General features: G+C 63.1%; 13 protein-coding genes. 7 read left to right on the plus strand and 6 right to left on the minus strand.

What is annotated here, in order from left to right; all coding sequences use genetic code 11:
• The first annotated feature begins 78 nt into the window (after positions 1-78).
• The 5 genes from B3605_RS19735 to B3605_RS19755 are packed head-to-tail and all read left to right on the plus strand — an operon-like array spanning position 79 to position 4,923.
• A complete protein-coding gene (locus tag B3605_RS19735) occupies positions 79-1,065 on the plus strand; it encodes an ABC transporter ATP-binding protein (RefSeq protein ID WP_112944184.1) in 987 nt (328 codons plus the stop codon).
• A complete protein-coding gene (locus B3605_RS19740; RefSeq protein ID WP_112944185.1) occupies positions 1,062-2,030 on the plus strand; it encodes an ABC transporter permease in 969 nt (322 codons plus the stop codon). The genes B3605_RS19735 and B3605_RS19740 overlap by 4 nt, the downstream gene beginning before the upstream one ends.
• Positions 2,020-2,628 (plus strand): hypothetical protein, encoded by a 609-nt coding sequence (locus tag B3605_RS19745; protein WP_112944186.1) that lies wholly within the window; start codon positions 2,020-2,022, stop codon positions 2,626-2,628. The genes B3605_RS19740 and B3605_RS19745 overlap by 11 nt, the downstream gene beginning before the upstream one ends.
• Complete coding sequence (locus B3605_RS19750) at positions 2,628-3,443, plus strand: ABC transporter permease (RefSeq protein ID WP_112944187.1); 816 nt, start codon at positions 2,628-2,630, stop codon at positions 3,441-3,443. Before B3605_RS19745 ends, B3605_RS19750 begins: the two co-directional genes overlap by 1 nt.
• Positions 3,444-3,495: 52 nt before the next feature.
• The gene (locus tag B3605_RS19755; RefSeq protein WP_112944188.1) at positions 3,496-4,923 is read left to right on the plus strand and encodes a gamma-aminobutyraldehyde dehydrogenase; all 1,428 of its coding nucleotides are present in this window, start codon (positions 3,496-3,498) and stop codon (positions 4,921-4,923) included.
• Between the two features lie 68 nt (positions 4,924-4,991).
• Here B3605_RS19755 and B3605_RS19760 read toward each other — a convergent pair whose 3' ends face one another.
• Genes B3605_RS19760 through B3605_RS19770 form a run of 3 tightly spaced genes read right to left on the minus strand, consistent with a single transcriptional unit; the run spans position 4,992 to position 6,222 of the window.
• Entirely contained in the window at positions 4,992-5,405 is a 414-nt protein-coding gene (locus B3605_RS19760; RefSeq protein ID WP_112944189.1) for a GFA family protein, read from the minus strand.
• A gap of 20 nt (positions 5,406-5,425) precedes the next feature.
• Entirely contained in the window at positions 5,426-5,896 is a 471-nt protein-coding gene (locus B3605_RS19765) for an SRPBCC family protein (RefSeq protein WP_112944190.1), read from the minus strand.
• The gene (locus tag B3605_RS19770) at positions 5,893-6,222 is read right to left on the minus strand and encodes an ArsR/SmtB family transcription factor (protein WP_112944191.1); all 330 of its coding nucleotides are present in this window, start codon (positions 6,220-6,222) and stop codon (positions 5,893-5,895) included. The genes B3605_RS19765 and B3605_RS19770 overlap by 4 nt, the downstream gene beginning before the upstream one ends.
• 173 nt (positions 6,223-6,395) lie before the next feature.
• Here B3605_RS19770 and B3605_RS19775 point away from each other — a divergent pair, with 173 nt between their 5' ends.
• Positions 6,396-6,569, plus strand: coding sequence for a DUF1328 domain-containing protein (locus B3605_RS19775; protein WP_018902004.1), 174 nt, complete (start codon positions 6,396-6,398; stop codon positions 6,567-6,569).
• Positions 6,570-6,578: 9 nt separating this feature from the next.
• Here B3605_RS19775 and B3605_RS19780 read toward each other — a convergent pair whose 3' ends face one another.
• The 3 genes from B3605_RS19780 to B3605_RS19790 form a co-directional block, all read right to left on the minus strand.
• Positions 6,579-7,787 carry an adenylate/guanylate cyclase domain-containing protein gene (locus B3605_RS19780; RefSeq protein ID WP_296435663.1) on the minus strand — a complete coding sequence of 403 codons (1,209 nt, stop codon included), beginning with the start codon at positions 7,785-7,787 and terminating at the stop codon, positions 6,579-6,581.
• An 81-nt stretch (positions 7,788-7,868) separates the two neighbouring features.
• The gene (locus B3605_RS19785) at positions 7,869-8,558 is read right to left on the minus strand and encodes a DUF1345 domain-containing protein (protein WP_112944193.1); all 690 of its coding nucleotides are present in this window, start codon (positions 8,556-8,558) and stop codon (positions 7,869-7,871) included.
• 70 nt (positions 8,559-8,628) lie between these two features.
• On the minus strand, positions 8,629-9,360 hold the full coding sequence (locus B3605_RS19790) for an SDR family oxidoreductase (protein ID WP_112944194.1): 732 nt from the start codon (positions 9,358-9,360) through the stop codon (positions 8,629-8,631).
• Positions 9,361-9,549: 189 nt separating this feature from the next.
• Here B3605_RS19790 and B3605_RS19795 point away from each other — a divergent pair, with 189 nt between their 5' ends.
• Complete coding sequence (locus B3605_RS19795; protein ID WP_112944195.1) at positions 9,550-10,389, plus strand: amidohydrolase family protein; 840 nt, start codon at positions 9,550-9,552, stop codon at positions 10,387-10,389.
• Positions 10,390-10,506: the final 117 nt, after the last annotated feature.

Raw genomic sequence — 10,506 nt, forward strand, 5'->3', positions numbered from 1 at the left:
CCGGCAGGACAGAGGGGGGTGCCACACGGCACAACCCATCCCGACCAAAACACTACGAAATCCCGAGGAGCCCCCAAAATGACACCCGCCGTCCGTTTCCAGAAGGTCTCCCGCCATTTCGGAGCCGTTCGCGCCGTCGATGGCGTCGATCTTGAGATCGCGCCGGGCGAGTTCTTCGCCATGCTGGGGCCGTCGGGTTCGGGCAAGACCACCTGCCTGCGCCTGATCGCCGGCTTCGAGCAGCCGACGGCGGGGCATATCGAGATTTTCGGCGAGACCGCCGAGGGCGTGCCGCCCTACAGGCGCAACGTCAACACCGTGTTCCAGGACTACGCCCTCTTCCCGCACCTCAACATCCTCGACAACGTCGCCTACGGGCTGATGGTCAAGGGCGTCGGCAAGATGGATCGCGCCAAGGCCGCCGAACAGGCGCTGGAGCTGGTGAAACTCCCCGGCTATGGCGCCCGCAAGCCCGGGCAACTCTCCGGCGGCCAGAGGCAGCGCGTGGCGCTCGCCAGGGCGCTGGTCAACAAGCCCCGCGTGCTGCTGCTTGACGAACCGCTCGGCGCGCTGGACCTGAAGCTGCGCGAGCAGATGCAGGAGGAGCTGAAGGGCCTGCAACGCGCGCTGGGCATCACCTTCGTCTTCGTCACCCACGATCAGGGCGAAGCACTCTCCATGGCCGACCGCGTCGCCGTCTTCAACGATGGCGGCATCGTGCAGGAGGGCACGCCGCAGGATATCTATAACCGCCCGAAAACCCGCTTCGTCGCCGATTTCGTCGGCTCCTCCAATGTGATCGCCCCCGACCTGATGACCGCGCTCGGCGGCGAGAAGCGCTGGGCGAGCCTGCGCCCGGAAGCGATCCGCCTCACCGGCGACGGCGTCGAATCCCGCGTCGAAAACGCCAGCTTTCTCGGCGCCGCCACGCGGCTGACCGTCGCCGCCCGAGGCACGCGCCTGCATGTCATGCTGCCCGCCGGTGTCGCCGTGCCCGAAGTCGGCGCCGATGTCCGCCTGTCGTGGCAGCCCGTCGACGTGCACTACATGGACGACGCCGCATGACCGCGATCGCGCTCACCCACGAGGAGACGGCAACCTCGATCCTGCCCGGACGCGGTGGTTTCTTCGGCCGGCTCTCCGACATGTTCTGGCGCCGCCCCAAGCTGCTGCTCTTCCTGATGCTGACGCCGCCACTGCTCTGGCTCGGCATCATCTATATCGGCTCGCTCCTGGCGCTTCTGCTGCAAAGCTTTTTTTCGATCGACGATTTCTCCGGCCTGGTGAACTACGAATTCACCCTGGCAACCTATGCCCAGCTGCTGTCGCCGACCAATTTCGACATCATCGTGAGAACCGTGCTGATGGCGGCGCTGGTGACGCTGGCTTCCGCCGTCGTCGCCTTCCCGATCGCCTATTATGCCGCCCGCTACGCCAGGGGCAAATGGAAGGCGCTCTTCTATCTCGGCGTCATGCTGCCGCTCTGGTCGAGCTATCTGGTCAAGATCTACGCCTGGAAGCTGATCCTCGCCAAGGAGGGTATTCTCACCTGGTTCTTCGCCAAGCTGCATCTCGCCTGGCTGCTCGACGGCGTACTGGCGCTGCCAATTATCGGCGGCAACTCGCTGTCGGTCAGCTATATCGGCACCTTCCTCGTCTTCGTCTATGTCTGGCTGCCCTACATGATCCTGCCGACGCAGGCAGCCCTCGAACGCGTGCAGGGCAACCTGATCGAGGCCTCGTCGGATCTCGGCGCCACGCCGGGCCAGACCTTCCGCACCGTGCTCTTTCCGCTGGCGCTGCCCGGCATCGTCGCCGGCTCGATCTTCACCTTCTCGCTGACGCTGGGCGATTACATCATCCCGCAGATCATCGGCTCCTCGCGCCTCTTCATCGGCCAGGCGGTCTATGCGCAGCAGGGAACGGCCGGCAACGTGCCGCTCGCCGCCGCCTTCTCCGTCGTCCCCATCGTCATCATGGCCGTCTATCTGTGGCTGGCCAAGAAACAGGGAGCCTTCGATGCGCTCTGACCCCAGATTCGCGGAGCTCATCGAGGAGTTCCCTGAGCTCACAGGCGAAAACATTGTTCTTACGAAGGAGCTATATGCCCATTTCGGATTGCTGTTCTTTACATTCGCCCTTGTCGAGCATTCTTTGATAAATTTTGCGGTGTTCGACGCGGTAGGTAAAGGCGTCCAAAACAAATCAATTCGGAGTAGAGCCGAATGGGAACAGACGTTCGATCAAGCCTACGAGAATGCTAAGTCCAAATCGCTGGGCAATCTCATCAAAAGCGTTAAGAGCATTCCGGAGCTTGAACCTGAGGCCGCTGAAATATCAAAAATGAAGTCCAACAGGGACTATTTCGCTCACCACTTTTTCCGCGACGAAGCAGCCTATTTTCAAGATGATGAGCGCGGTTGGTATCTACTGCTCAGGCTGCAGGACGTGCGTCGTAACGCGGAGGCGCTTGAGGATCGTCTAAAGCCAAAATTCGATGAGATGCATCACAGATATGGATTTACGAAACCTTCGGAGGAGCAGCTCGATGCGGCCCTGCTCGAATATGAAAACGACGCACTGAAGGCCACATCTTCGGGGACCGTCAAGTTCGGGTGGGAAAGCTGATGCGCTCTGACCGTGGCCAACGCGCGCCGATCGCGCTCAAGATCGCCGCCGCCGGCGGGCTGCTTTTCCTGCACCTGCCGATCCTTTTGATCTTCGTCTACGCCTTCACGACGGAGGAAAAGAGCTACCAGTGGCCGCCGCCGGGGCTGACGCTGCAATGGTTCGGCATCGCCTGGAACCGGCCGGATGTCTGGGCCGCGCTTGGGCTTTCCGCGCAGGTCGCCTGCATCGCCACCGCGATCGCGTTGGTGCTCGGCACGCTCTGCGCCGCCGCCGTCAGCCAGACGAAATTCTTCGGCCGCGAGGCGATCTCGCTCCTCGTCATCCTGCCGATCGCGCTGCCTGGTATCATCACCGGCATCGCGCTGCGCTCGGCCTTCAGCCTGTTCGACATCCCCTTCTCGGTCTGGACGATCGTGCTCGGCCACGCCACCTTCTGTGTCGTGGTGGTCTATAACAACGCCGTCGCCCGCTTCCGCCGCACCCAGGGCTCGCTGATCGAGGCCTCGATGGATCTCGGCGCCGATGGCTTCCAGACCTTCCGCCACGTCATCCTGCCGAATATCGGCACGGCGCTTCTGGCCGGCGGCATGCTTGCCTTCGCGCTTTCCTTCGACGAGGTCATCGTCACCACCTTCACCGGCGGCCAGCAATCGACACTGCCGATCTGGATGCTGGAAGAGCTGATCCGCCCGCGCCAGCGCCCCGTCACCAACGTGGTCGCCATGGTCGTCGTGCTCGTCACCTTCCTGCCGATCTTGGCAGCCTACTACCTCACGCGCGACGGCGATCAGGTCGCCGGAGCTGGAAAATAACCGGAGCGCGGGATACCCCCATCCCGCCCCATCGATAACAAAGGAGAACATCATGGACACCGCGATGCTGATTGGATCCCGCTTCGAAGCGGGCACCGAGATCGAAGAAAACATCCTGAACCCGAAGACCGGCGAGACGGTGCTGAGCCTCGCGGAAGCTTCGCTCGGCCAGATCGACGCCGCCGTCGATGCCGCTGAGAAGGCATTCTCGACATGGTCGCAGACGACACCCGGCGAGCGCGCCGGCTATCTGCTGAAAATCGCCGACGCCATCGAGAAGGACGCGGCAGGCTTCGCGACGCTGGAAGCGTTGAACTGCGGCAAGCCGATCAACGCGGTGCTGAACGACGAGATCCCGGCCATCGTCGATTGCTACCGCTTCTTCGCCGGCGCGGTACGCAACCTGCACGGCCCGGTCGCCGGTGAATACCTGCCCGGCCACACCTCGATGATCCGTCGCGACGCCATCGGCATCGTCGGCTCGATCGCGCCCTGGAACTACCCGCTGATGATGATGGCCTGGAAGCTGGCACCCGCGATTGCCGGCGGCAACACCGTCGTCTTCAAGCCTTCCGAGCAGACGCCGCTGACGGCGCTGAAGATGGCAAAGCTCCTCTCCGACATCCTGCCCGAAGGCGTCGTCAACGTCATCCTCGGCCGCGGCGAAAGCGTCGGCAACGCGCTGATCAGCCACCCGAAGATCTCGATGCTTTCGATCACCGGCGACGTCGCAACCGGCAAGAAGGTGCTGCAGGCGGCCGCCAAAACAGTCAAGCGCACGCATCTGGAGCTCGGCGGCAAGGCCCCTGTGATCGTCTTCGACGACGCCGATATCGACGCGGTCGTATCGGGCATCCGCACTTTCGGCTATTACAATGCCGGCCAGGACTGCACCGCCGCCTGCCGCATCTATGCCGACGCTAGGGTTTACGACAAGTTCGTCGCCGACCTCTCCTCGGCGGTCTCCTCGATCAAGTTCAACCTTGCCGACGACGCCGAAAACGAGATCGGCCCGCTGATCTCCAAGCGCCAACGCGACCGCGTCGAAAGCTTCGTTGCCCGCGCCGGCGAGCACAAGCACATGGAGATCACGACAGGCGGCAAGACATCGGGCGACAAGGGCTTCTTCTACACGCCGACGGTTATTGCCGGCGCGACGCAGGAAGACGAGATCGTTCGCCGCGAGGTCTTCGGCCCGGTCGTTTCCGTCACCCGCTTCACCGATGTCGAGGATGCCGTCGCCTGGGCCAACGACAGCGACTATGGCCTGGCTTCGTCCGTCTGGACCAAGGACATCAGCCGCGGCATGAAGACCGCCGCCCGCCTGCAATATGGCTGCACCTGGATCAACACCCACTTCATGCTGACCAACGAGATGCCGCATGGCGGCCTGAAGCAATCGGGCTACGGCAAGGACATGTCCGTCTACGCACTGGAAGACTACACCGCCGTCCGCCACGTGATGATCAACCACGGCTGACGCATGCCATGCAGACCGAAAACGCCGCCGTTGGCAACAGCGGCGGCGTTCTCGTCGATCGGTGAATGTCAGCGCGGCGGCATGGCCTCGAATGTCGGCAAGGCCGGATCGAGATGATCCCAGGCGTGGCCGGCGGCGGTCCATGCCACCAGCTGCGGCTTGTAGCGGCTGGGATCGTCGAGGCTCGATGGCGTGACGATGAACACGTCAGGCATGTCGGGAAATGTCAGGTAGACATGCGAGCCGCAGGTCGGACAGAAGGCGCGCCGCTTCACCGTGCCACCATCGCCCACGCTCTGCCATTGCGATGCCTCGCCCTTCAGCGTCACCTCGGCGGCAACGAAGGTCAGGTGCGACTGGTGCCCGGTGCCACTGTCGCGCTGGCATTGGCGGCACTGGCAATCGAGCATGACGAAGGGCTCGCCGGCGATCTCGTAGCGCATGGCGCCGCAGGCGCAGCCGCCGGTATAGGATGCGTTCATGACATTCTCCTCCTCTGGATTTAATGCAGCGTCTGCGACGCCTCCTCCGCGACGACAGTGTCCAAGCGCTCGACGACCTTCTTCCAGCCCTCGCTCATGTTGCGATAGGCTGCATCGTTCTTCGGCAGCACGAAGCCCGAATGCACCAGGCGCAACCGCGTGCCCGCTTCCGTTTCGGCAAGCGTGAAGGTGACGATCGTCTCCAGCTTCGAGCCGTAGCCCTGGTTGCTCTCGTGGCCGCCCCTCCAGGCATAGGAGAGCCGCTGCCCTTCCACGACCTCAAGCACCTCGCACCGGATGGTGCCGTCCCACTCGCCGGCCGGCTTGGTCTGAAATGTGAAGCGGTTGCCGACGACCGCCTCGAACCCCTTGGGCTCCATCAGCCATCGCCCGATCAGCGCGCCCGAGGTCAGCGCCTTCCAGACGATCTCCCGTCTATGCGGGAAGACCTCGTCCAGGACGATGGATGACGTGTCGGCAGGATCGGTCATGGGTCGATTTCCTTCAGCAGGTCTCTCAGATCGGCAAAGCGCTCGCGCCAGAACACGCCATAATGGCTCATCCAATCCGCCAGCGGCTCCAGGCCGGCCGGTTGCGCCCGATAATAGACATTGCGGCCCTCCGGCCGTTCGCTGACGAGGCCTGCCTGTTTCAACGTCTTCACATGTTGCGAGATCGCCCCCTGGGTCACATTGCTCGTCCGGGTGAGCTCCGCCACGGTGATCTCGTCGGCATTGGCGATGCGTTCGAACACCGCCCGCCGCGTGGGGTCGGCAAGTGCGCGCATGACTGTCGTGATGGTCTCGGGTTGTGTCATATGCATTCAATAGCAATTACTAATCAATTAGTCAACGCTAATTGGTTTTGACTGATGATCATAACGCGCCGCGAAACCCGCAACGCCCCAAAACGTCACCGCTATCTCATTGGATATGGAACCTTTTTCGCTCTGGCGCGTCTTCTATCGGACCAACTAGAAGGAACGCCTCCATGCTGAAATGGGCTCTTATCTTTTTCGTGATTTCGCTGATCGCGGGCTTCTTCGGCTTTTCCGGGATTTCCGCGGCGACGGCGACGATCGCGCGCGTTCTCTTCGGTATCGCGCTGATCATCTTCGTGATCTTCCTGGTGCTCGCGCTCCTGGCCGGCCAGGCAATATTCTAGGAAGCCGATCTATAGCCCGGTCTTGACCGAAAACAGGGAGACGGGATCGGCGACGCCCTTGAGCGAAATCGGTTCCAGCGCCTCGAAATCCATCTCCGAACTCTCGTCTGTGGCGGCATCATGCGTGCCGCCGCAGACGAGCACCTGCGAAGGTGCGGCGACCGAAGCGATCCGCGCCGCCAGATTGACCGTGTGGCCGAAAATGTCGCCATCGCGCGGCACCACCTGACCGGTCGCAACACCCACTCTCACCTCCGGCAACTGATGCGCAGCACTCTCTGCGACGAGCGACAATGACGCCTTCAGCGCCGCCTCCGCATCCGGAAACAGCATCATCACCCCATCACCCAGCGGCTTGACGATCCGCCCGCCGGCAAGATTGGCGAGACGTTGCGCCAGCGCCTCGAAGCTCGCCGCCTTCTCGGCCGCCCTGACATCGCCGATATCGCGCGTCAGCGCGGTGAAGCCTGTGAGATCGGCAAAAGCCACGGCCGGCAGCGCCTGATCACCCTCGGCCTCGGCACCCAACCCGCGCAAGGCGTCCTGCAGCCGCCCGACCACATTGTCGAACACCGCCTCCTCAAGCATCCGCCGCTGCAGCAGAAAGAGCATGCGGATGCCGATGCGCTGTAGCGAAAGCCGCGTGGCCGCACCCGCCGCGAGCACCTCGCGATGGCTGAGGCCGGCGGCCAGCATCGGCGCTTCCACCTCGGCGCGGAAGAGATCGCGCATCGTATCCACGCAGCGCCGCATCGATTGACCGAACACCCTCAGCACCCGCTGCATGCCCTCGTCGGAAGCGCCGAGCCCGGTGCATTCGGTGATCAGCCGGATGAACTCCTCGTCATCCTCCCGCAGCGCCCGCTTGACCGACATCGGCGAAAGCCCGGCGCTGGAATGCAGCGCGTTGACGCGGCCGAGATCGAGCGACGCATCGGCGAGCGCGTCTGGAAGCGATCTTTCCGACATGGTAACCGGTTCGAACATCAACTGGCTGGCGAAATCGAGCGAGACGATCTGCTGCCTGAGGCCGGTGGCGAGCGTCTCCAGCGCAATGCCGGCGGCGTTCAGCGCCAGCACCAGCCGCAACCGGCTGACGTCATTGGCCGCATAGCCCTCCGGCCCGACCTCGATGATCTGAAGCCGCGCCACGGCGTCCAGCTGCTCCGCATCGCAACCGGCGAGCGCCGCCAATCTCTCGCGCGACAACGACCCCATGAAGCCCCCCAAAACAACCCCAGGTGAAGAAAACCTCTCTTACACCAGATTGCCGAGCGGCTCTATCGCACGCACCTACCTCTAAAGGAGGCTTGCGCCGACGTTGATGGCGAGCGCCAGGATGGTCGTATTGAAGAGAAACGACAGCACGGAATGCAGCAGCGTCAGCTTGCGCATGACAGTCGAGCTCGTCGCCACATCCGCCGTCTGCGAGGCGACGCCGATCGTGAAGGAGTAATAGAGAAAGTCCCAGTAGACGGGCTCGTCCAGCCCTTCGGGGAATTTCAGCCCATCGCCTTTGACGCCGTCGCCATCATCGTCGCCGCCATAGAAGCGGTGCGCGTAATGCACGGTAAACAGCGTGTGCAGGAAGACCCAGGAGATCAGAATGGTGACGACGGCAGCGAGCGCCCGGCCGAGCGCGACGCTGGGCGCCGCCTCCTTGACCTGATGCAGTTCGAGCCCGATGCCGGCGATGCTGGCGAGGGCCGCCGAGATCGACAGGAACATCAGAAGCGAATCCGAGAAATCGAGATCGGCCGAGCGCTTGCGGATCGTCGCCACGCTCGCCTTCAGCATGCGTCGCCATGTGGCGACGATGAACATCACCGCGGCGACGTTCCAGCCGGCCAACAGATTGCGCGCCGTCACCTCGCGTGTCGTCAGAAGCAGGAAGACCGCGAGGCCAACGAGCACCGCGATCACGAAGATCGCATGCTTGCGCAGCAACCGAAGGGGACGGCCGCTGCCGCCTGACGTAACCTCTGCCATTGGTCCAAATGCTCCGCCGCTGCGAGATCGCCAACGATATCAGCTTGATACCAGCAAGAGCAATATGGCCTCAGCCGGTCCAGCCGCCATCGACCACATGGATCTGGCCGGTCGTGAACCCGGCCTCGTCGCCGGCGAGATAGGTCACGAGTGCCGCGATTTCCTCAGCGGTGGCGATACGGCCCATCGGCTGGCGGGCGATGAAGTCGCTGAGCGCCTTGTCGTAATCGCCGGTGGCGCGCAGGCGCTCGTGCAGCGAGGGGCTGTCGACGGTCCCCGGGCAGATGGCGTTGGCGCGGATGCCCTTGGCGACGAAGTCGGACGCGATCGACTTGGTGAGCCCGATCACGGCCGCCTTCGACGCGCTATAGGCAAAGCGGTTCGGCACGCCCTTCACGCTTGATGCCACCGACGCCATGTTGACGATCGAGCCCTTGCCCTTGTCGAGCATCCCAGGAAGGAAGGTGCGGCAGGTCGTATACATCGCCTTGGCGTTGAGGTTGAAGGAGAAGTCCCAGTCCTTCTCCTCGCAGTCGAGGATCGATCCGGCATGCACGAAGCCGGCGCAATTGAAGAGCACGTCGATCGGCCCGATCTCGTCTGCGAAGGCGCGAACCGCGTTTCCATCGAGCACGTCGAGAACCGTGGTCGTCGCGCCCGCCAACGTCGACAGCGACGCCTGGTTGATGTCGGTGGCGTAAACATGGGCGCCGAGCGAAATGAACCGCTCCGCGCTGGCGCGACCGATCCCCTGACCGGCCGCCGTGACGACGACCTTCTTGCCTTCCAGACCGTGGCTCATAATTCCTCCCGTTATGCGTGGCGCTTGCGGCGCATTCATTCATATGCAAACATTATATTCATTATGTCGTCAATCACATTGTCCGACGCCGGACGCTGACACGGGTGGGAGGCCCGCGTCATCAATCAAAAATCCGGCGAGAGACTAAGAGGACGGCAAGAAAAGCCTGCATGAAGGGGGAGGAACCGCATGCTCTTCGATACACATCTACACGTCATCGACCGCAATCGCCTGCACTATCCCTGGCTCCCCGACGCGCCGGAACTGAACCGCGACAGCCTCTACGAGCATTATGCGCGCGACGCGCTTCGCTGCGGCATCACCAATGTGCTGCACATGGAAGTCGATGTGTCAGGTGATGCGATCGAACAGGAAACGGCCTTCATCAAGGAGATCGCCGAGAGACCCAAAAGCCTCGTGCGCGGCGCCATCGCCGCCTGCCGGCCAGAGGAAGATGGCTTTGCGGCCTATCTCGAACGCTGCCTCGCCGACCCCTTCGTCAAGGGCTTTCGCCGCGTGCTGCATGTGGCCCCCGACGACACCTCCGAGCGCCCGCTGTTTCGCGAGAACGTCGCGCGGCTGGCTGATACCCGGCTAACCTTCGATCTTTGCGTCTTCCCGCATCAGTTCGAACGCATTCTCGATCTTGTCGACCTCAACCCGGATGTCCGCTTCATCCTCGACCACTGCGCCAATCCGCCCATCAAGTCGGGCATGAGCGCCGTCTGGCATCGCGGCATCACCGAATTCTCCCGCCGCCCCAACGTCACCGCCAAGATCTCCGGCGTCATCGCCTATGGCGATCTCGAACGCTGGTCCGTCGACAGCCTGCGCCCCTATGTCGAGCACACGATCGAAAGCTTCGGTTGGGACCGCGTCGTCTGGGGCAGCGACTGGCCCGTCTGCACGCTCGGTGGCGGACTGACACCCTGGGTGGCGGCCACGCACGCGCTGACATCGGGTTGCAGCGCCGAGGAGCGCGACAAGCTGTATCAGGGGAATGCCAAGCGGATATGGGCGGTGGCGTAGTAGGGTCGAGGCTCCATCGCCCATCGCCGCCCCCTCTACGCCCGCTTCGATACGGCAAGCGCCACCCCACCCTCCCTCATTCTCGCCCTTGTGGCGGGAATCCAGCCGACGCGCGTC

Origin of the sequence: Rhizobium sp. UBA1881, from assembly GCF_002338015.1 — a bacterium.
Classification (GTDB): Bacteria; Pseudomonadota; Alphaproteobacteria; order Rhizobiales; family Rhizobiaceae; genus Rhizobium.

What these genes read in the sequence shown, in the direction of transcription:
- B3605_RS19735 (WP_112944184.1), top strand. Translation starts at nt 79, where the DNA reads ATGACACCCGCCGTCCGTTTCCAGAAGGTCTCCCGCCATTTCGGAGCC.
- B3605_RS19740 (WP_112944185.1), top strand. Translation starts at nt 1,062, where the DNA reads ATGACCGCGATCGCGCTCACCCACGAGGAGACGGCAACCTCGATCCTG.
- B3605_RS19745 (WP_112944186.1), top strand. Translation starts at nt 2,020, where the DNA reads ATGCGCTCTGACCCCAGATTCGCGGAGCTCATCGAGGAGTTCCCTGAG.
- B3605_RS19750 (WP_112944187.1), top strand. Translation starts at nt 2,628, where the DNA reads ATGCGCTCTGACCGTGGCCAACGCGCGCCGATCGCGCTCAAGATCGCC.
- B3605_RS19755 (WP_112944188.1), top strand. Translation starts at nt 3,496, where the DNA reads ATGGACACCGCGATGCTGATTGGATCCCGCTTCGAAGCGGGCACCGAG.
- B3605_RS19760 (WP_112944189.1), bottom strand. Translation starts at nt 5,405, where the DNA reads ATGAACGCATCCTATACCGGCGGCTGCGCCTGCGGCGCCATGCGCTAC.
- B3605_RS19765 (WP_112944190.1), bottom strand. Translation starts at nt 5,896, where the DNA reads ATGACCGATCCTGCCGACACGTCATCCATCGTCCTGGACGAGGTCTTC.
- B3605_RS19770 (WP_112944191.1), bottom strand. Translation starts at nt 6,222, where the DNA reads ATGACACAACCCGAGACCATCACGACAGTCATGCGCGCACTTGCCGAC.
- B3605_RS19775 (WP_018902004.1), top strand. Translation starts at nt 6,396, where the DNA reads ATGCTGAAATGGGCTCTTATCTTTTTCGTGATTTCGCTGATCGCGGGC.
- B3605_RS19780 (WP_296435663.1), bottom strand. Translation starts at nt 7,787, where the DNA reads ATGGGGTCGTTGTCGCGCGAGAGATTGGCGGCGCTCGCCGGTTGCGAT.
- B3605_RS19785 (WP_112944193.1), bottom strand. Translation starts at nt 8,558, where the DNA reads ATGGCAGAGGTTACGTCAGGCGGCAGCGGCCGTCCCCTTCGGTTGCTG.
- B3605_RS19790 (WP_112944194.1), bottom strand. Translation starts at nt 9,360, where the DNA reads ATGAGCCACGGTCTGGAAGGCAAGAAGGTCGTCGTCACGGCGGCCGGT.
- B3605_RS19795 (WP_112944195.1), top strand. Translation starts at nt 9,550, where the DNA reads ATGCTCTTCGATACACATCTACACGTCATCGACCGCAATCGCCTGCAC.